Raw genomic sequence first — 19,106 nt, forward strand, 5'->3', positions numbered from 1 at the left:
AGGCCGCCCAATCGCTATTTACTTGATTATATAGCGAAGATTGGTGTTGGCGGAAAATCGGCCGTTTGCTCAAAATCGCCATGCTTTTTGCCAGCAAAAGTTATAATTTGACGGCGCATAACACTCCGGCCAATAACCAGAAGGACGCTTAATTGCTCGTAAAACGCTCAGTGACAGGCAGCCTGGCGAAGGCGCTGATAGCTATCGTGATCCTTTCCGTGCTGTCCACCGGACTGGCACTGACTACCGTGGCCGGCAGCCTGCAGGATGCCGAAGCGATCAATATCGCGGGATCGTTGCGCATGCAGAGCTACCGGTTGGCGTATGAGCTCACTAACGGTTCCGCTGAAGTGCAGCAGCACCTGGTACAGTATCAGCAGTCGCTGATGGCTCCGGCCCTGCTTAAACTCGATCGATTTTATGTGCCTGACGATGTGCGGCAAAAATACCTGACGCTGCGCCAAGCCTGGCTGGTACTGGAAAAACAGATCCTGGCCGGAAATCCGGAAAACTATCAGGCCAACGTGGCCAGCTATGTTAACCAGATCGACCATTTTGTCTTGGCTTTGCAGCGCTACTCCGAACAAAAACTGACCATCGTAGCGACGATCAGCGTGATGGGCTACATCGCCATCATTGCCCTGGTGCTGTTCTGCATCCGCTTTATGCGCCGCCAAGTGGTCACCCCGCTCAAACGCCTGGTGGACGCCAGCCTGCGTATGCAACAACGTGACTTTAATCATCCGCCGCTCGACGTTTCATTGCCAAACGAACTGGGCGTCCTGTCGCAAACCTTCACCACCATGTCTGGCGAATTGGCGAAGCTCTACCAGTCACTGGAACAAAAGGTGCAGGAAAAAACCGAGCGCCTACAGCAGGCCAACCGCACGCTGGAGGTGCTCTACAGCTGCTCCCAGGCGCTGAGCGTTGGGCAGTTGGATCAGCGGGCGTTTGAGAAGGTCCTGCATATCATCAAGCTAAGCGAACAATTACATTGTATCCGGCTCAATGTGGAAGACAGCCTAAGCCAATGGCAGGTCAGCAGTGGTGAACCCGTGGCGGAACTGGCCTGGCATTCACAGGTGATCATGCAAGACAACAAACCCTTGGGTAGCCTGAGCTGGCAACATGAGCAACAGCCGCCCCACCCGCACCTGATGCAAAGCGTGACCAATATGCTCAGCCGCGGGGTTTACTTTAACCGCGCACAAAAGCAGCATATGCAGTTCCTACTGATGGAGGAACGCGCCACCATTGCCCGTGAACTACACGATTCGTTAGCCCAGGCCCTCACTTTCCTGCGCATCCAGCTTACCTTGCTCAAACGTACCCTGACAGGCCATTCATCGCAGGCAGATGAGATCATTGATGATTTTGATCGGGCGCTGGCGGATGCCTATCGCCAATTGCGCGAACTACTGGCCACCTTCCGGTTGAGCATTCAGGATGCCGATCTGAACGCCGCGTTGCAGCAGGTATTGGAACCATTAAAACTGCTGACCAGCGCGCGGATTCAGTTACACTGTCGGTTAGCCTCACAGGCGTTGAATGCCCAACAACAGGTTCATGCGCTACAGATCGTGCGTGAAGCCGTGCTTAATGCCATCAAACACGCCGATGCACAGGAAATTGTGATCCATTGCGAAGTCTCCCCCAGCGGCGACAACGAGATCACCATTTGTGACGACGGCTGCGGCATCGACAGCCTGGATGAACCGGAAGGCCATTACGGGCTAACCATTATGAGCGAACGCGCATCGCGCCTGAACGGGACGTTACATATCAGGCGTGGCAATGCCGGGGGCACGGAGGTCTGTCTTAGCTTCCCGCCATAAGGGCTAACAGCATTGCACGGCGGCCATTCGAGCCGAGCGACAATGCTAATTACTACTATATTTTAAGAGTCAGCTTTACTGCCGGCAGTAGGCAGTGGCTTTACTCGCTACAGGGAGCACGTTTTATTGTGATGAATAATTACCGAGTAATGATCGTGGACGATCACCCATTGATGCGCCGTGGTATCAAACAGTTGCTGGGGCTAGATCCCACTTTCACCGTGGTGGCAGAAGCCAGCGGCGGTGCTGAGGCGATCGCCCTGGCCGCGCAGTTCACGCCAGACGTGATCCTGCTCGATCTGAACATGAAGGGGCTTTCCGGGCTGGATACGCTGAAAGCACTGCGCGATGAAGGGGTAGATGCACGCATTATCGTGCTGACCGTTTCCGATTCCCGCAGCGACGTCTATGCGCTGATCGATGCGGGCGCCGATGGCTACCTGCTGAAAGACAGCGAGCCAGAACAGTTGCTGGAGCATATTCGCCAGGCTGCCGAGGGCCAGAACGTGATTAGCGATGCGGTAGCGGACTATCTTTCGTCACGCAGCGAGCAACACGATCCCTTTGCCGCTCTCACCGAGCGTGAACTGGATGTGTTGCAGGAAGTGGCGCGTGGCATGTCAAACAAGCAGGTCGCGGCGCAGTTGCATATTTCTGAAGAGACGGTGAAAGTGCACATCCGCAATATGCTGCGCAAGCTCAACGTGCGCTCACGCGTGGCAGCAACCGTGATGTATCTGGAAGCGAAAAGCCAGTAATGCTTCCCCGGCACGCCGGGGAACATTCAACCAATGGCCGCCAGCAGCATCTCATGATGCTGATTAACCCAGCTTTGGCTTAACGGGCCCCAGTTTACCAACTGGTAATAGCCATCATTATTACGCTTCCCCTGCTGCACAAACTGCAACTCCAGGCCCAGGCCTGGCAAAGCTTTGAGTACATCCTGCAACGTACGGCGCGGCCAACCGGTCAGTTCCATCAGGCGCGGAACGTTAGGGCGTTCATTGCTGCTGATCAGCCAACACAGATAAAGACGACGAGCAAATACCGGGTTAATTTCCATGCTTAACTCCTGCTGAGGAAAACATCCTGATTATTTCACCGTAACGCAATAAAATCGCCATAATGGCGCGTTTCGTGGCGATGCAATGTGTAACTGTAGATTTCTACTACTGTTATTTACATTATCTCCTTTTTTTCTCCACGCTTTATCTGCGCTCGACGAGTAAAGTGCAGTAGCACCTTTGGGTACAATCAAATCCTGCGACAGCCCGGCCACCAGTCAGTGCCAGGCGTAAGCATAACTGATGCAGTCAAAAATAGAATAAGTCACAACGAGGTTCATGCCGCATGGCCAATTTTTTTATTGATCGCCCGATTTTTGCCTGGGTTCTGGCAATTATTCTTTGCCTGACGGGGACGTTGGCGATTTTTTCTCTGCCTGTCGAACAATATCCGAACCTCGCTCCGCCAAACGTGCGTATCAGCGCCTCCTATCCAGGCGCATCGGCACAGACGCTGGAAAATACCGTTACCCAGATTATCGAACAGAACATGACCGGCCTCGACAACATGATGTATATGTCGTCCCAGAGCACCAATACCGGCCAGGCCTCGGTTACGCTGACCTTTGATGCCGGCACCGATCCCAACGAGGCAATGCAACAAGTACAAAACAAGCTGCAAGCCGCCATCAAGCGGTTGCCACAGGCGGTACAGCAACAAGGCGTAACGGTGTCAAAATCGGGCGATACCACGCTGATGATGGTGGCCTTTGTCTCCAACGATGGCAGCATGGATAAGCAGGACATCGCGGACTACATCGTCTCCAACCTGCAAGACCCCCTCAGCCGCATTAACGGCGTGGGCAGCATGGACGTTTACGGTTCACAATACGCCATGCGTATCTGGCTGGATCCGAACAAGCTCACCAGCTATCAGCTCACCACTCAGGATGTAGTCAGCGCCATCAGTTCGCAGAACACCCAGGTCGCGGTGGGCCAGTTGGGCGGATCCCCTTCCGTGGATCAGCAGGCGCTAAACGCCACCATCAACGCTCAATCCCAGTTGCAAACGCCGGAGCAGTTCCGCCAGATCACGCTGCGCGTCAATCGGGACGGTTCGCTGGTCACCCTGGGTGACGTTGCCACGGTGGAATTGGGCGGGGAAAACTATAACTACCTCAGCCGTTACAACGGATTGCAGGCCGCCGGGATGAACATCAAGCTGGCTTCCGGTGCCAACGAATTGCAAACCGACCAGTTGGTGAAAGCCAAGATCGCCGAGCTTTCACACTATTTCCCCCACGGGCTGGAAGCCAAGATCGCCTATGAGACGACGCCGTTCGTGCAGGCGTCGATCCACGATGTGGTAAAAACCCTGCTGGAAGCCATTTTGCTGGTGTTTTTAGTCATGTACCTGTTCTTGCAGAACTTCCGCGCCACGCTAATTCCCACTATCGCCGTTCCGGTGGTGCTGTTGGGCACCTTTGCCATTCTTTCGGCCTTCGGCTTCAGCATCAACACCCTGACGATGTTTGCCATGGTGCTGGCGATCGGCCTATTGGTGGATGACGCCATCGTGGTGGTGGAAAACGTGGAACGCGTGATGAGCGAGGAAGGTCTCTCACCCAGGGACGCCACCCGTAAATCCATGGGGCAGATCCAGGGCGCACTGGTGGGGATTGCCATGGTGCTTTCGGCGGTATTTATTCCCATGGCCTTCTTCGGCGGCACCACCGGCGCCATTTATCGCCAGTTCTCGATCACTATCGTTTCCGCAATGGTGCTTTCGGTGCTGGTCGCCATGATCCTCACCCCGGCCCTGTGCGCCACTATTCTCCAGCCGATCGCCAAAGGCCATCATCACGGCAAGCGCGGTTTCTTCGGCTGGTTTAACCGCATGTTCAATCGCAACACCGAACGCTATGAACGTGGGGTAGCGCGCGTGCTGCATCACAGTGCCCGCTACATGGTGATCTACCTGCTGCTGTTGGCCGGTATGGCGGTGCTGTTTATCAAACTGCCGACCTCGTTCCTGCCGCAGGAAGACCGTGGCGTGTTCACCGTGCAGGTGCAGTTGCCAGCAGGCTCCACACTTCAGCAAACCACCAAGGTGGTGGAAAAGGTCGAGCACTACTTCCTGACCGAAGAGAAAGCCGACGTGCTGTCAGTGTTCTCCACCATCGGTGCCGGGCCAGGCGGCAACGGCCAGAACGTCGCACGCCTGTTCTTGCGCCTGAAGGACTGGGATCTACGCAGTTCGGGAGCCAATAGTTCGTTCGATATCATCGAGCGAGCTACCAAAGCCTTTAGCAATATTAACGAAGCGCGCGTTATTGCCAGCAGCCCGCCAGCAATCACCGGGCTGGGGAACTCTTCGGGCTTCGATATGCAGTTGGAAGACCACGCCGGGCTGGGGCACGTCAAGCTGATGGAGGCTCGCGATCAATTACTGCAGTTGGCTGGGCAAAACCCGCAGCTATCGCGCGTGCGCCATAATGGTCTTGATGACAGCCCGCAGTTGCAGATCGATATCGACCAACGCAAGGCGCAGGCGCTGGGCGTGTCGATTGACGATATCAACAGCACCTTGTCAACCGCCTGGGGCTCCACCTACGTCAACGACTTTTTAGACCGCGGGCGAGTGAAGAAAGTGTACGTCCAGGCCGGAGCGCCCTTCCGCATGCTGCCGGAGGACATCAACAAGTGGTACGTGCGTAACGACAGCGGTGGGATGGTGCCCTTCTCCGCCTTTGCTACCTCCCATTGGGAATATGGTTCACCGCGTCTGGAACGCTACAACGGTAACTCCACGGTAGAAATCGTGGGCGAGGCTGCCCCGGGCGTCAGTACCGGTACCGCGATGGATGAAATGGAAAAACTCGTCAGCCAGCTACCGACCGGTTTCGGTCTGGAATGGACCGCAATGTCCTACCAGGAACGCCTGTCCGGTTCCCAAGCACCGGCGCTGTATGCCATCTCGCTGTTAGTGGTATTCCTGTGTCTGGCGGCCCTGTATGAAAGCTGGTCGATCCCGTTCTCGGTCATGTTGGTGGTACCGCTGGGGGTGATCGGTGCCGTCACGGCCACCTGGCTGCGCGGGCTGGAAAACGATGTGTACTTCCAGGTGGGACTATTGACGATTATCGGGCTGTCGGCCAAGAACGCCATTCTGATCGTGGAATTTGCCAACGAACTGAACAATAAAGGCCAGGAGTTGCTGGAGGCAACGCTGGAAGCCTCGCGCCAGCGTTTGCGCCCTATCCTGATGACCTCACTGGCGTTTATCTTCGGCGTTCTGCCAATGGCCATCAGTTCCGGTGCGGGTTCTGGCAGCCAGCATGCAGTAGGTACCGGAGTGATGGGCGGTATGATTTCAGCCACCGTTCTGGCAATTTTCTTTGTGCCGCTGTTCTTCGTATTGGTACGCCGCCGCTTCCCTGGTAAGGCGCTGCCTCACCATCACGATAGCCAATAGCAGGCGTAAAAAAAGCAGCTTCGGGAAACCGAGGCTGCTTTGCTAAAGACTTAATATTGTTACCCTAGGTGCTTTAAATAAAAACAAACCCAACAGCCTTATTCAAGCTTTAAACCCTATATGGTGTTAGTTACCTAACATCTCATCAATAAAGTCTTTCCAATTTGTTAACTCTCGATCAACCATGATACTTCATAACCTCCAGTTATTGGACGCAGGGATTCTACGCCTGTTTTTTGACCAAGTGAAGCCTTTTGGGAACGATGCCAGTTAACAAAATCCAGGAGCGGAGCATATTTTCAGATTAATCAAAAACCTACCCGGATGTTACTTTTTTAACGAAACCCGCCGAATAATTTGGATGATCCGCGGTCTGCCTTAGCCAAAACAATTGTGTGGCTGATTATTGTTGTAAAATAATCATGACGCGTCGCTATCCCTCTTTTTCCGGCTGCCTGCGCTTGAGAATACGCTGATACCATGGCTGAGGCACGGGGTGAACAATATGTCGCAGCGCTCGGGCGTAATCCATCACCAGCCCCGGCGTCCAGGCCATTGAGAGTGCCCGTCTGCGTACCTGCGCGGCAATCCACAGTTCCGGCATGGTCAAAATACGTAAGGTACCCAGCCAGCTTTTACTCTGTTTGGCAAGCACGCCATCCAGTGAGGCTTCCAAGGCATAGGCAACACTACTGGAGCAGTTACGCGACGTCAGGTTGTAGACTTTTGTCTGCTGATAGCCGCTCCAAAAACGTAGCAGTGCCGAGCTGTTATAACGGTGAAACTGGATCTGCCGATTCGAATCGCACCAGTTGGTCGCCTCGGTAACATAGTCCGGCTGGAAGGTGCCGGGCACGTCATTTTCTCGCGTCGCCTTCAACACATTGAGAAACTCTGAAGGAGAACGATCAATATCTGCCGCTGGATACAGGCTGATGTAGATGCTCGGTACCAGTTCCAATGCAGCATGCCCGGTAGAGATAACCCCTTGAGCATCTACTGCCGCGATATAGCGATTAATGACTGGCCGGGGGATTGGGGCCGCACTCGCCGTTCCTTCCGGAGTCCAGATATGGACGGTTAAAGGCTGTTTAAAATCAATGCTGGGGGCAACCACCTCGGCTGGCCGAGCCGCCGATTTCTTTCCAAAGGCATATAACATCTCGGTGGGTGCCAACAATTCAAACACCGAGGTGCCTTCCCTTAACAGGTTGGCCCGCCTGGCTAATTTCAGGATATTGATGCCACTGAAAACCATCAATGTGCCCAGGAAAAACGATATGGTGGCCTTATAGTGCGCCGGATAAGGGCTAAATAAGAGCATGGCGAACAGTATTTGAGCAATGCCGCTGACCAGCGCATTCCTCCAACGTGGAAACCGGACGATCCAGGCAGAAGCGACCATAAACAAGCCGATAACGAAATAGGAGAAACCAAATAGGATTGCCAGGAGCAGATTACTGTAGGGTTTGTTCGCCAGAATCAACAGTGCGACAACACAAAAGATCCCCCCCTTGAAGTAGAGCACGGCTTTCTGCGCCCCAACCCCGCTGGAGGCAATACTCAACGTGACCAGGCTCTCCAGAAGCATCAGGGCACCAAAAACCTGTAAGGGAAAATAGAGCACACCATCAAGGCCATCGATAAAGATACCGATCCCCATAAGCCCCCAGATAATCCCGATTACCCCCAAAAATTTGGCTTTGGAGCGCACAAAATCAACGCCGAATAATAACAAGGCAATCTGGATCACTGCTGCAACTCTCCACAATACGCAAATAATAGGTTCATTTAACTGTCCTGGTGATAGTGGCTTGCTTGCCAGTTGCCGACAATAATGCTCTGTTCTTCCTCATCCAGCAGAACACAGCTGTTATCCACCAACGTCAACCACTCTCCCTGTGGCATCTGGATACGGAATATCAACGGGGCACGGGGTTGAGGACTATCATTGAGGAGCCAATGGTCACGCAGTTTGCCTTGATCATGCGGGTGAACCCATTGCATCACGTCATCTACGGTGTCTAGCTTGCTGGGAACCTTCTGCTCATACAAACTGCCGAGCTCATCCTCCCAGTGCAAAACCCCGGTCCGCGGATTGAGGCTATAAATCACCCCCTTGCCGGTTATCCGGCCAGTGTCTGGGTTAAAACTGTTGGTAGAGTGCTTCAACACCCTGATAAACACGATCAACAACGCCGTCGCGGAAAGGTAGCTTAAGGCTAATAACAGAGACTCATTGAGATGTAACCCCTTGATAAAAAATGGTCCATGCTGATTATCGGTATAATAAATCACTCCCAACCCAAGAGTGAGAAGCGCTAGAGATCCCCCACGATTCCCCCAGGCCACAGACAGCATAATAGCCAGAATAATGGGGAGGCATGCCAAGGCAAAGTAGAGCGCAGCGGCGTTGTGTTGCAGCCAGAGAAGTGGGTAGCCGAAGATAAACCAGATCGAAGCACACAGCAGCAGCCAAAGTGCCCCTCCCAGAAGGCCCATTTGCAGATTGCAACTGGCGGCAACCAAACGCCGATTGACAACCCCCATGATAACGGCTGTGGCAAAGATAATACCGGTAACATCAGCGATAAAATTCTGCCAGAACAAGCTGAACAAAGGCTGCTGGTGGATTAGTGCATAACCTCCACCGATAATTAGCGCATCCAGACCGCTGAAGACCACGGTTGCGGTGATACAAATTAAGATTGTATGGAGATCGTCATTAAGCCGTGCAAAGCGGCGAACGGCCCAGGCGATCGCGACGTTGGCTGGCATGGATAGCAGGGTATAGATCAGCGATATCAGTGGATTATTCTGCCAGCTTTCCGTCAACAACAAGTCCGCCAACGTCAAGATGACGAACAGGGATAAATAACTGCGCCAGCGAGTCAAAAGAAAGGCGGCAACCGCAACACCGGAGGGAAACCACACGATAGCGATCGGCGAATCGGGATCGTCAAATTTTAATGAGATCAATCCGGCGAGGTAATAGATGATCCCCCATAGCAGCAGGGTGACAAGTTGTCGAACATATGATGGAACGTGGGGTGTCATTTTTTACTCACTGGTATGCCCGCAGGCATTTTTTGTGAAAAATATCACGGGTTACCGTCAAAAAAAACCTGTTTAATCATAGGACATTATCCATCAGAATGAGTGAACTCACCATTGCAAACTCATCAGAGATCTATCCGGGTATATATTTCTTTGCGGATGAATAGTGAAGGAGTAACGTTGCTACAGGAGTTAGCGAAACACCGTTGAAAGGGAAAATCATGTCTTCGAGTATCACCATCGAGCAGTTGAAACAACAAGGTCGCTATCCGGAAGCCACCGAGCTGGCCCAACAGATGCTGCAACAGGCACCGTTGAATGGTTCGCTACATTACCAGTTGGCGTGCCTTTACGATGTGCAGGGCTTTGAACAGCAGGCGATCCCCTGCTATCTCGCCGCCTTGCAGCACGGCCTGCCTACACAGTTACGCCAGGAAGCCTGGCTGGGCCTGGGTAGCACCTATCGCGCATTGGGGGAATATCAGAAATCGCTAACCGCTTTCGACGACGGGTTAAACGAGTTCCCGCAGGCCAAGGAGATCACGCTGTTCCGCGCCATGACGCTCTACAATCTGGGGGAAACCAAACAGGCGGTATCGGACCTGCTGATCCTGTTGGCAGAGACCTCGGCACATACGGAGATCAGCAGCTACCAGCGTGCGATCCAGCAATATGCTGCGGATTTGGATCGTATTGGTTAAGGGGAGAATGATGGAGCTCATCACCGATCTGCGTAACTGTAATATCGACTGGCAACAGTTGGGCGAATTGCTGGCCGCTGCCGGACTGGGCGAGCGTGATCCACAGGTCTTACAGAGGGTGTACCAAAATAGTCCATTCTGCTATTGGGGCTTTATTGAGGGAGAGCTGATGGCCACCGCTCACGCCATCAGTGACATGACCTCGGTAGCTTATCTGGCCGATGTCGCCATCCATCCGCGCTTTCAGGGGCAAGGCTATGGTCAGCAGTTGATGGATCGCGTCATGCAAGATCTGGCCCCGTTAGGTAAAGTGTTTATTTACTCGGTGCCGGACAAATTGGCATTTTATAAGCGTTATGGCTTCCACGATCTGACTACCGGCATGGTGTATGCCGATGGGTGCGCGCTGGAGCGGTTACAAAATAGCGGGTATGTGCGTTGAACATCAAACTGCTAATTATTAAGTGAGAAAATAAAAATACTGCTATGAGGACATTTCAAGCAGGCTTATCCCTTAATACACTTAAAGCCACACTTTATGACAATGACTACAAATATCATGATAGTGAATAATTCATAATAACAAAAAAACAATATTCATTTGTGTGCTACGGTAGGCTGAGCCTAAAAATAAAAACCCTCAACCTTAAGTTAATTAACTTTATTGTGGTTTTTATCTGTAACTTACTTGCTTTACCATTCCTAATTACCACACAAGCCACGAATGCCATGCTTATAATAAACATGACAAATGGCCCTCTAGTTAAGCCATGGAGGCATATAAGAATCCCTGTATTTAAAATACCTAAAGCCGAGAAGATGAAAACAGTGCTACTTACAATATCGGCAAGAACAAAAATATAATTCTCAAATGTCTCTTCACTCGAAACCCTACCCTCTCCACCATAAACCTTACGCACGGTTTTAGCATACGAGCGTTTTATTTCTAATAGATCCCTATATGAAAAGCAACTTGTTAGGATTAGTTTTCTCGCATTCATTTTCACTTCCATGTTGTAATATAAAATAAAGAATAATATGTTGCACAAGTCATACGAAACTACATCATCTATTCCCAGATGATATTATCAAAAATTGTTGGAGGTTGTCTTGGTAAATTAATATTCGCAGCATAATTACTTTCCCCCGTCTGTGACAAATAATTAGTACTGAGTGGGGCAGTATCTCGTCGCTTTACAGAGAAGGTCAAAACCAAATGTGTTACTCATCTGCGGACCTGAAAATACAGGTATCTCCCTGTCAATGATGAACACATCGTTGTCTGGATTTAAACTCCATTTTCCCGCATTATCTGTTCTATAACCGAGTGGTATAACATTGTGACCCAGTCTGCCACTCAGTACAGATTTTGACGATTAAAAGGTAGCTTTTACGCCATGACAGACAAACCGCAGCACGCCTCGCTGACCATGTTCGGCATCAACATTCCCAGTGCGTTACACTAATTTTCCATCATAGCTACGGAGGTATCCTCATTCCGCCCCCCATCACTCAAGCAAAGTAGCTACATTTGATCACTTTCGTAGAGATTGCTATCATGAATAAGCGAATTAAAGTAAGCACGATATAATGATCACGCTTTTTATTTTAAAGGGATTTGTTTTATATGGATAATTATTTCGGTTTTCGTGAACAAGTGAAAAACTACTACCTTGAGATGGCACTTGCAAACTCTCATGAGTTAGGCCGTTTGGCTAACAGAGCATCTGCTTTTTATCTAAAAAATGCACAATCAAGATTTTCATTTCAAAAAGAAATTGATGGTCTGATCAATCATCATATATCGACTTGCCGTGCAGCAACGACTCAAGAAGGGCAACGCAATGCATTTGTCTGTCTAAAAACTGAGCATGATTCTTTAAGAATGCAGTATGAGTCGTTACAACTTAATAAGGTGGCCAGAGCTGTATATTTGGAAATAAAAAAAGAAAACGGCGTATACACATATGTTGTTAAAGCAATCGGCGTTGTCGCAGGACTATCACAAGTGGCCTCTGGATTAGCTATGGTGCTAGCATCAGAAGTCACTTTCGTTAGTGGTGTTACGGGCGTTTTACTTATTTGTCATGGAGCGAATAACATCTACGAAAACTTACAATTTTTCTTCACGGGTGAGGAAAATACAGGTTACTTAAGAGACCTATATCGCTGGGCATCTACCAACGTAGGTTATGGTGAACGTGGTGGCGATATTCTATATGCAGGCATAGACCTGTCCCTTTCATTAAAAGCTTTATTTGGCAAGGTAGTAGTACCAAATAGTAGAAGCTGGTTAGGTATAAGTGGTAGAGGACCAGATACTGAAAGATTATATTATGCTATGTATAACGATGCGGTTACTGGCTTTAAAACCATGGGGAAGTTCTCACTCTCATTGGAGATAGTGAGCGATGCTATTACTATAAAGGGAGTAATGAAATAGCTCACTAAGAAATATGTGACTTACACAAAAATGCAAATTAATTTCTCATTTTAACTTTTCATTTCTTCTGTCTTTCACAAAAAAATACAAAGACTTAATGTAGAGCCTCATTGGAGTTAGGAAATAAGAAGGTATTACAATCATAAAGCACATAAGAACTATAATTCCAAAACCAAAAACACCATCTTTGGAAACTGTTCCAATTGTGAAAATAGTTAGTATTACCCCTAAGATGATACTTGCTCTGAGGGTTCTTCTACCTATATCTCTAACTGAATATAGAATATCGAGTTGAAAAACATTAGCATTGTTTTTTATTTTTTTTATTTCACTCCTAGTGAAATAAGACTCCAAAAGGAGTCTATCAACGCTTTTTACTTTTTTCATTAGTAAACTCTATCATCCCAAATACTGTAACCACTGGTTCCTGCAATATGATGCTGCCAGGAGATGCTTTCGTACTTCAGAGATATACTTTCTTGTGGTTGTGATTCATTATGCGTTGATGAATTAGGGTAGAAAATGTTAACATCTATAATTGCAACGTTAGTCAACTTGATGGTGTAAAACAACTCTCGACCACCATTTTGGTTGGTTCTATATATATCTATAATTGCATCCAAACGTTCATTGTTAGATATTGCGATACCAATTAAAGGTGAAGACTTATCGATTGGCTTAACGATAACGAACGGATGATGGCTAACGTGCTGCTCTCTACTGATTGAATGGCTTAGTTGATAAAGATAACTTTGATCTGTATGTCCAGACTGGTATAAGTTCCCGATTGAATCTTTAGTGGAACATCCCGCAGTAATTAACCCTTGCTTTGCACCTTTCAGAGTTAGAAAAATGTCATTAGCCATATCAAAATCCTTTTTTATAAAGTCACTACGCAAACATCATATAAGACTCAAGATTATATACAAAACAAATGGTTTTTAACACCTCTACCATAAACAATCAAGTGTAAAGAGAATGATGCGATCATTAAAAACCTCCAATACATCACCAAAATCAATGTAAAGAAACCATTTACCCATATCTCGTGAATGTAATCACCCCGTATTAGTGCCATTAGAGCCGTTGATTAAAACTATAGATTTACCCTATTATTTCACAGGGATGCTGTTACAGTTCAAACTCCCCCCTACCGGAGGATTGGCAAAACAGCCCCATGTTCCTCACAAACCAAAACTCTTCACCTGCATGATACCCCCTTGGCCGTCTGGATCTAAACCCCGTTTTCCCGCATTATCTGTGCTATCACCGTGCGGTATAAGTTAGTGATCTACTCTTATGCCGCTCAGTACAGATTTTGACGATTAAAAGGTAGCTTTTACGCCATGACAGACAAACCGCAGCACGCCTCGCTGACCATGTTCGGCATCAAAAATTGTGACACCATCAAAAAAGCCCGCCGCTGGCTGGAAGAACAGGGAGTGGCTTACCAATTCCACGACTATCGCGCAGACGGGCTGGACGAACAGCTGTTGCGTGATTTTGTCGAGCGCCTGGGTTGGGAACCATTGTTGAATACTCGTGGCACTACGTGGCGTAAACTGGATGAAGCCCAGCGCAATGCCTGCGACAATGCTGATGCCGCCATCGCCCTGATGCTGGAGCAACCGGCCATGATCAAACGCCCCTTGCTGGATGATGGTAAAGGACATGCCCTGCTAGGCTTCAGCAGCGAAAGCTATCAGCAATTTATTACCGAGGTTAACTCATGATCTGCCCTGTTATCGAACTGGCGCAACAGCTTATCAAGCGCCCTTCCCTCAGCCCACATGACGAAGGCTGTCAGGAGTTGATGATCGCCCGCCTGAAAGCGATCGGTTTTACCGTCGAACCAATGAACTTTGGCGATACGCAAAACTTCTGGGCCTGGCGCGGTCAGGGCAGCACGCTGGCGTTTGCTGGCCACACCGATGTGGTGCCAACCGGCGACGAGAAAAATTGGGATAACCCACCGTTTGAGCCCGTCATCCGCGACGGCATGCTTTATGGGCGCGGAGCCGCCGATATGAAAGGCTCCCTGGCCGCCATGGTGGTAGCCGCAGAACGCTTCGTTGCCGCCAACCCCAACCATCAGGGCCGCTTGGCGTTTCTGATCACCTCAGACGAAGAGGCCAGCGCCACTCATGGTACCGTGAAGGTAGTGGAAGCCTTGATGGCTCGCAACGAGCGCCTTGATTATTGCCTGGTCGGCGAACCTTCAAGCACCGAACGGGTCGGAGACGTGGTGAAAAATGGCCGCCGTGGCTCGATCACCGCCAATCTGCGTATTCATGGAGTCCAGGGTCACGTCGCCTATCCACATCTGGCCGATAATCCGGTTCACCGGGCTATGCCTGCGTTAAACGAACTGGTCGCCATTGAGTGGGATCAGGGCAACGAATTCTTCCCGCCAACCAGCATGCAAATTGCCAATGTGCAGGCCGGGACCGGCAGCAACAACGTGATCCCCGGTGAAATGTTCGTGCAGTTCAACTTCCGCTTCAGCACCGAGCTTACCGACACCCTGATCAAGCAGCGGGTGCAGGAACTGTTGGATCGCCATAACTTGAACTACAGCATCGACTGGTGGCTGTCTGGCCAGCCTTTCCTGACCGCTCGAGGCGCTTTGGTCGATGCCGTGGTGAATGCGGTAGAACACTATGCCGAGCTCACCCCGCAACTACTGACTACCGGCGGTACTTCTGATGGCCGCTTTATCGCTCAGATGGGAGCACAGGTGGTTGAGCTGGGGCCGGTCAACGCCACCATCCATAAAGTGAATGAATGCGTACATGCGGCCGATCTGCAGTTACTGAGCCGCATGTATCAGCGTATCATGGAGCAACTGGTCGCATGATCAGCGCAGAAATGCTCACCGGGCGCTCAACGGAGCACCTTACCGTACTGAGCGGCAATCACCGGCTGCAACCCACTGCGGTGGTGGCCTTTCAGGCCATGCAACAGGCGGCTAAAACGGCAGGCTTTGATCTGCAACCGGCCAGCACCTTTCGCGATTTTGACCGGCAGCTGGCGATCTGGAATGGTAAGTTCTGCGGAGAGCGGCCAGTATTGGATCACAATAGCCAACCGATGGATATCCAGCCACTGTCTGCCGCCGAGCGTTGTGAAGCCATTTTGCGTTGGTCGGCCCTACCGGGTGCCAGCCGTCACCACTGGGGCAGCGATCTGGATGTTTACGATCCGTCGCTGCTGCCCGTTGGGCAAAAGTTGCAGTTAGAGCCGTGGGAATATGAAGCCGGTGGTTATTTCCATCCGCTAAATCTTTGGCTGACTGCACATATGGCCGAGTTTGGCTTCTATCGCCCGTTTACCGCCGATCAAGGTGGGGTGGCGGTGGAACCCTGGCATTTAAGTTATCGCCCGCTGGCGCAAGAGGCCGAGCATTTACTGACGCCCGAGCTGCTGCTGGCGGCCTGGCGAGATAAGGACGTTGCTGGTGCAGCTTGGCTCGCAAGCCATCTGCCCGCGATATTCTCGCGTTTTGTTCGCCCTGAAGGAAAGGTGTAAACATGCATTGGTTAGCTGACTACTGGTGGATAATCCTGGTGATATTGGCAGGTATTATCATTAGCGGGATCAAGGAATTACGCCGCCTGGATCATCGAAAATTCCTGGCCAACAAGCCTGAATTGCCGCCCCACCGCGATAACAACGCCAAGTGGGACGACGAAGACGACTGGCCGAAAAAGCCATAACCTCAGGGCGCACATAGCGCCCTGCTGTTTATTTAAAGGCGATCAGATCGCCCCGTTTACCAAACATCGCCTCTTCCCAATAGCGCTGCGGCACGTAGTAATGCAAACGCTCCAGAGCAGCATTCATCATGCCCGAACTGATTGCATGCCCGACGCCTGGTTCAATATCCAACGTCACATCTGCGCCAACGGCCTGCAACTGAGCCTCAGCCGCTTGCGCATGTTCCGCAGCAATAACGCCGTCCGTCTCACCATGGATCAGGTGTACCACGCTGTCACCAAAATCGGCTTGCGGTAACTGGGCAAAACGGCCGCTGAAGGCCACTACCCGCCCGGCCAGTTTGGCTTCGGCTTTTAGCCCTTCCAGCGCCATGATCGAACCCTGCGAAAAACCAACCAGCGCGGTGCCCGCGTAGCCCACACCGCTGTGCTGCTGCCAGTAGCGCACGGTTTCAACAAAGGTTGGCATCACTTCGGCAATGCGCTGCGTGCGGTTGTGTTCGGTGATCCCCTGAACCGAGAACCATTGGCGACCCTCACCGTTGCCAAAAGCGAATGGGCCACCAATACTCACCACCAAGGCCTGCGGGAAATCTTTGGCGAAGTAACTGCCGATCTCCCCCATCGCCACCGGGTTATCCCCCATGCCATGAAACAACAGTATCAGTTGCTCTGCCGGTGTTGCGGGGCTTTGGACAACGAAATGCGAGTGTTTCATAGGGGACTCCTCAGGTTAGAGACATCCGGGACCGACCCGGCAACTGCCCTTACTATACGCCGCGGAGAAATCAGGAAAATCGGGTTTTATTGAACAACTCTTTCCATTTATTGCAACGACTGCGCCCACTCCTGCCAGTAGCGGCAATGTTGCGCATTAAGCTGTTGCAACGCCTGCCCTGCCTCTTGCCGCCAAAGCCGCAGCAAGGCTTTTTGGCCACTCAGGCCATATTGGGCAGCGCACTGGGCCACGGTTTGTTGTTGCTGCAAATGCGCGCGCAATGCCGCACAGAGCAATGAGCTGTTCAACAACAGACGTTGTAGTGCCCCCAGGCTAGCCTCCAAGGGGCGATGGGCAAAGGCAAAACCGGCCAGCTCGCGCCAGTCTTCTTCATTTAATAGCGGATCGGTATCATCGTCGAGCTCCAGCAACAGGTCGCTACGTTGCCGCAACCAGCGCCAATCCCGTGCCAGGTGCTTATGCGCCGCATGGCACAGCGCCTCCCCTTGCTCGCTAATGGCCAGCAACGCCATGGCGGTGTAACAGCCACTGCTGGCCTCCGGTTTGTTGCCAATCCGCACCAGGGTGAAGCCACAAGATTGCCAAAACCGCCACAACGGCTCGGTATAGCCGAAGCTGACGGAAAGAAAATCCAACCCCTGAGAGTCACGTTTTTGCTGTTCCACCAACCGGCTGGCGATCCCTTGCTGGCGTAACTCCGGCAACACGGCGATACGGGTAATGCGACGGGAACGCAGCGTAGGTGCCCACCATTGGCCGCTATGTGCCGCCAAGGATTGAACGACCAGATTGCCACGTGGCCTTCTGCGGCCCGCCCACACCTCATGGGCCAGTTCAACCGATAAACCGCCCTCATCTACCAGCCATAACGCCCCGACCACCTCATCTCCCAGTGACGCCGCACTGAAGTGCATCCCGGGCGCATCCATCAGACGGCGTAAATCCAGCGGTGAGGTTCTATAGTGTGCGCTACAGAGCAACGCATAGAAACGCCGTAACCGTTGCGGATCGGCGCACAGTTCAGCCTGTTCAATAGCACTAAAAGTGGGTGACTGCCCTGCCACTGCCCATGCCGGTTCCTCGTTGAACAGCAAGGCGTGATCGATAATCCGCTCCAGGGCATCACCCGCAGCCCAACGCATCGGTTGCTGCAAGCTTACCGGCTGCCACTGCGGCAAAGTAGCGCAGAACTTCAGTAAAAATCCGCGCCCCGTTCCTTCATATCCCTGCACCGTAGTTGTCAGCAATACGCGTGGGAAATAGTCCATTAGCTGTTGCAGTAAAGGTCCAGGGATCGCTGCGGCCTCATCCACCAGCAGCCAGCCAACACCCTCGGCACCCTGTTCAGCACAATGCTGTAGCAAAGCATCCGGTGCCCAAAACGTGGCTCGTCCTGCGGCCCACTCGCTGGCTACGTCGGTAGCGGCGCGACTCGGGCCGGTGATCCAACAGGTTAACGGGCTGCTGGCCATCAACATCCCCGCCACCGTTGATTTCCCCCGGCCACGCGCAGCGGTTAATACCCAGATCCCAGACTCGGCCGCCAACAAGCGGGCCAAAATGGCCTGCTGTTCCTCACTCGGATTACCCTGGGGAGCCTGCCAAGCTGGCCGTGATGGTAAGGGAGCCAGGCACAACGGTTCACCTTGCCGCCAGATAGTCACTTCGCTATCGGCCAGCAACCGTTGTTGCAGATGGCGGATAAAATGGGGCGTGGCGATTGGCTGTGGGCAATCGCTCCAGCGCTGGCTGTCATTATCTGGCTGCTGTGGCCAGCTTTGCCAAGATGGTAACAGCAACAGTAACCAGCTACCGGCTTGTAATGTCCCACATAGCTGGGCCAAGGCTTCGACATCCAGCCCCGCTAACGCATCAAACACCGCATGCAACCGCTCCTGCCCCAACAGGGTTCTGACCGCGTGACTCGCCAACGCATCGATTCCTGCGGGCGCGTCATTACCGACCCAAGGCCAGTCACCCGGCAGTTGTGCCGCCAGTTGCTGCGCCTGATCTCGGCACCATTGCGATTCGCCGCTGATCACCAACAGCCGCCGAATACCCTGCTGCTGCATGCGTTGTTGCATTTTTTGTAACATGAATATTGAGGCCTGAAAGCAGAGTGCCGGGCTCTAGGCA

At 51.7% G+C, this 19,106-nt stretch carries 18 protein-coding genes; 10 read left to right on the forward strand and 8 right to left on the reverse strand.

Annotated elements, in window-relative coordinates; genetic code table 11:
* The first annotated feature begins 152 nt into the window (after positions 1 to 152).
* Together narQ and narP are read left to right on the forward strand one after the other, a co-directional pair.
* On the forward strand, positions 153 to 1,835 hold the full coding sequence (narQ, locus tag KGP17_RS19445; RefSeq protein WP_166733109.1) for a nitrate/nitrite two-component system sensor histidine kinase NarQ: 1,683 nt from the start codon (positions 153 to 155) through the stop codon (positions 1,833 to 1,835).
* A 125-nt stretch (positions 1,836 to 1,960) separates the two neighbouring features.
* Positions 1,961 to 2,593 (forward strand): nitrate/nitrite response regulator protein NarP, encoded by a 633-nt coding sequence (narP, locus tag KGP17_RS19450; protein WP_059201467.1) that lies wholly within the window; start codon positions 1,961 to 1,963, stop codon positions 2,591 to 2,593.
* A 26-nt stretch (positions 2,594 to 2,619) separates the two neighbouring features.
* On the opposite strand, the gene KGP17_RS19455 is transcribed toward narP, so the two are convergent.
* Positions 2,620 to 2,898 (reverse strand): helix-turn-helix domain-containing protein, encoded by a 279-nt coding sequence (locus KGP17_RS19455; RefSeq protein ID WP_021807096.1) that lies wholly within the window; start codon positions 2,896 to 2,898, stop codon positions 2,620 to 2,622.
* A gap of 287 nt (positions 2,899 to 3,185) precedes the next feature.
* Here KGP17_RS19455 and acrD point away from each other — a divergent pair, with 287 nt between their 5' ends.
* On the forward strand, positions 3,186 to 6,314 hold the full coding sequence (acrD, locus tag KGP17_RS19460; protein WP_223498178.1) for a multidrug efflux RND transporter permease AcrD: 3,129 nt from the start codon (positions 3,186 to 3,188) through the stop codon (positions 6,312 to 6,314).
* A 126-nt stretch (positions 6,315 to 6,440) separates the two neighbouring features.
* On the opposite strand, the gene ypfM is transcribed toward acrD, so the two are convergent.
* The 3 genes from ypfM to KGP17_RS19475 all read right to left on the reverse strand — a co-directional run bounded on the left by ypfM (position 6,441) and on the right by KGP17_RS19475 (position 9,371).
* Positions 6,441 to 6,500: a protein YpfM gene (gene ypfM, locus KGP17_RS28010; RefSeq protein ID WP_138106377.1), complete on the reverse strand. Its 60-nt coding sequence runs from the start codon at positions 6,498 to 6,500 to the stop codon at positions 6,441 to 6,443.
* 247 nt (positions 6,501 to 6,747) lie between these two features.
* A complete protein-coding gene (locus KGP17_RS19470) occupies positions 6,748 to 8,067 on the reverse strand; it encodes an HdeD family acid-resistance protein (RefSeq protein ID WP_094982735.1) in 1,320 nt (439 codons plus the stop codon).
* A gap of 38 nt (positions 8,068 to 8,105) precedes the next feature.
* The gene (locus KGP17_RS19475) at positions 8,106 to 9,371 is read right to left on the reverse strand and encodes an MASE1 domain-containing protein (RefSeq protein ID WP_223498179.1); all 1,266 of its coding nucleotides are present in this window, start codon (positions 9,369 to 9,371) and stop codon (positions 8,106 to 8,108) included.
* Between the two features lie 221 nt (positions 9,372 to 9,592).
* On the opposite strand from KGP17_RS19475, the gene KGP17_RS19480 reads away from it, so the two are divergent.
* The 3 genes from KGP17_RS19480 (at position 9,593) to KGP17_RS19490 (ending at position 12,515) form a co-directional block, all read left to right on the forward strand.
* Complete coding sequence (locus KGP17_RS19480; protein ID WP_094982737.1) at positions 9,593 to 10,072, forward strand: tetratricopeptide repeat protein; 480 nt, start codon at positions 9,593 to 9,595, stop codon at positions 10,070 to 10,072.
* 10 nt (positions 10,073 to 10,082) lie between these two features.
* On the forward strand, positions 10,083 to 10,514 hold the full coding sequence (locus KGP17_RS19485) for a GNAT family N-acetyltransferase (protein ID WP_223499696.1): 432 nt from the start codon (positions 10,083 to 10,085) through the stop codon (positions 10,512 to 10,514).
* 1,185 nt (positions 10,515 to 11,699) lie between these two features.
* The gene (locus KGP17_RS19490; protein WP_021807102.1) at positions 11,700 to 12,515 is read left to right on the forward strand and encodes a DUF4225 domain-containing protein; all 816 of its coding nucleotides are present in this window, start codon (positions 11,700 to 11,702) and stop codon (positions 12,513 to 12,515) included.
* 45 nt (positions 12,516 to 12,560) lie between these two features.
* Here KGP17_RS19490 and KGP17_RS19495 read toward each other — a convergent pair whose 3' ends face one another.
* Together KGP17_RS19495 and KGP17_RS19500 are read right to left on the reverse strand one after the other, a co-directional pair.
* Positions 12,561 to 12,902, reverse strand: coding sequence for a hypothetical protein (locus KGP17_RS19495; protein WP_037376382.1), 342 nt, complete (start codon positions 12,900 to 12,902; stop codon positions 12,561 to 12,563).
* A complete protein-coding gene (locus tag KGP17_RS19500; RefSeq protein ID WP_037376383.1) occupies positions 12,902 to 13,381 on the reverse strand; it encodes an Hcp family type VI secretion system effector in 480 nt (159 codons plus the stop codon). Before KGP17_RS19500 ends, KGP17_RS19495 begins: the two co-directional genes overlap by 1 nt.
* Before the next feature lie 480 nt (positions 13,382 to 13,861).
* Here KGP17_RS19500 and KGP17_RS19505 point away from each other — a divergent pair, with 480 nt between their 5' ends.
* From KGP17_RS19505 to KGP17_RS19520, 4 genes are read left to right on the forward strand one after another with little or no spacing between them, the layout of a single operon-like run.
* The gene (locus KGP17_RS19505) at positions 13,862 to 14,248 is read left to right on the forward strand and encodes an ArsC family reductase (protein ID WP_021807104.1); all 387 of its coding nucleotides are present in this window, start codon (positions 13,862 to 13,864) and stop codon (positions 14,246 to 14,248) included.
* Positions 14,245 to 15,372, forward strand: a complete 1,128-nt coding sequence (gene dapE / locus KGP17_RS19510; RefSeq protein WP_021807105.1) for a succinyl-diaminopimelate desuccinylase — start codon at positions 14,245 to 14,247, stop codon at positions 15,370 to 15,372. The genes KGP17_RS19505 and dapE overlap by 4 nt, the downstream gene beginning before the upstream one ends.
* Positions 15,369 to 16,043, forward strand: a complete 675-nt coding sequence (locus KGP17_RS19515; protein ID WP_223498180.1) for a M15 family metallopeptidase — start codon at positions 15,369 to 15,371, stop codon at positions 16,041 to 16,043. The genes dapE and KGP17_RS19515 overlap by 4 nt, the downstream gene beginning before the upstream one ends.
* Positions 16,044 to 16,045: 2 nt before the next feature.
* Positions 16,046 to 16,231, forward strand: coding sequence for a YpfN family protein (locus tag KGP17_RS19520; protein ID WP_021178743.1), 186 nt, complete (start codon positions 16,046 to 16,048; stop codon positions 16,229 to 16,231).
* A gap of 28 nt (positions 16,232 to 16,259) precedes the next feature.
* On the opposite strand, the gene ypfH is transcribed toward KGP17_RS19520, so the two are convergent.
* Positions 16,260 to 16,949: an esterase gene (ypfH, locus tag KGP17_RS19525; protein WP_021807107.1), complete on the reverse strand. Its 690-nt coding sequence runs from the start codon at positions 16,947 to 16,949 to the stop codon at positions 16,260 to 16,262.
* 107 nt (positions 16,950 to 17,056) lie between these two features.
* Complete coding sequence (locus KGP17_RS19530) at positions 17,057 to 19,066, reverse strand: tRNA(Met) cytidine acetyltransferase TmcA (RefSeq protein WP_223498181.1); 2,010 nt, start codon at positions 19,064 to 19,066, stop codon at positions 17,057 to 17,059.
* Between the last annotated feature and the right edge of the window lie 40 nt (positions 19,067 to 19,106).

Source organism: Serratia sp. JSRIV001, assembly GCF_019968745.1.
GTDB lineage: Bacteria > Pseudomonadota > Gammaproteobacteria > Enterobacterales > Enterobacteriaceae > Chania > Chania fonticola_B.

Excerpts from the sequence above, each read along its gene's own strand:
- KGP17_RS19455 (WP_021807096.1), bottom strand. The coding sequence starts at position 2,898 with ATGGAAATTAACCCGGTATTTGCTCGTCGTCTTTATCTGTGTTGGCTG.
- acrD (WP_223498178.1), top strand. The coding sequence starts at position 3,186 with ATGGCCAATTTTTTTATTGATCGCCCGATTTTTGCCTGGGTTCTGGCA.
- KGP17_RS19475 (WP_223498179.1), bottom strand. The coding sequence starts at position 9,371 with ATGACACCCCACGTTCCATCATATGTTCGACAACTTGTCACCCTGCTG.
- KGP17_RS19480 (WP_094982737.1), top strand. The coding sequence starts at position 9,593 with ATGTCTTCGAGTATCACCATCGAGCAGTTGAAACAACAAGGTCGCTAT.
- KGP17_RS19485 (WP_223499696.1), top strand. The coding sequence starts at position 10,083 with ATGGAGCTCATCACCGATCTGCGTAACTGTAATATCGACTGGCAACAG.
- KGP17_RS19490 (WP_021807102.1), top strand. The coding sequence starts at position 11,700 with ATGGATAATTATTTCGGTTTTCGTGAACAAGTGAAAAACTACTACCTT.
- KGP17_RS19495 (WP_037376382.1), bottom strand. The coding sequence starts at position 12,902 with ATGAAAAAAGTAAAAAGCGTTGATAGACTCCTTTTGGAGTCTTATTTC.
- KGP17_RS19500 (WP_037376383.1), bottom strand. The coding sequence starts at position 13,381 with ATGGCTAATGACATTTTTCTAACTCTGAAAGGTGCAAAGCAAGGGTTA.
- KGP17_RS19505 (WP_021807104.1), top strand. The coding sequence starts at position 13,862 with ATGACAGACAAACCGCAGCACGCCTCGCTGACCATGTTCGGCATCAAA.
- dapE (WP_021807105.1), top strand. The coding sequence starts at position 14,245 with ATGATCTGCCCTGTTATCGAACTGGCGCAACAGCTTATCAAGCGCCCT.
- KGP17_RS19515 (WP_223498180.1), top strand. The coding sequence starts at position 15,369 with ATGATCAGCGCAGAAATGCTCACCGGGCGCTCAACGGAGCACCTTACC.
- KGP17_RS19520 (WP_021178743.1), top strand. The coding sequence starts at position 16,046 with ATGCATTGGTTAGCTGACTACTGGTGGATAATCCTGGTGATATTGGCA.
- ypfH (WP_021807107.1), bottom strand. The coding sequence starts at position 16,949 with ATGAAACACTCGCATTTCGTTGTCCAAAGCCCCGCAACACCGGCAGAG.
- KGP17_RS19530 (WP_223498181.1), bottom strand. The coding sequence starts at position 19,066 with ATGTTACAAAAAATGCAACAACGCATGCAGCAGCAGGGTATTCGGCGG.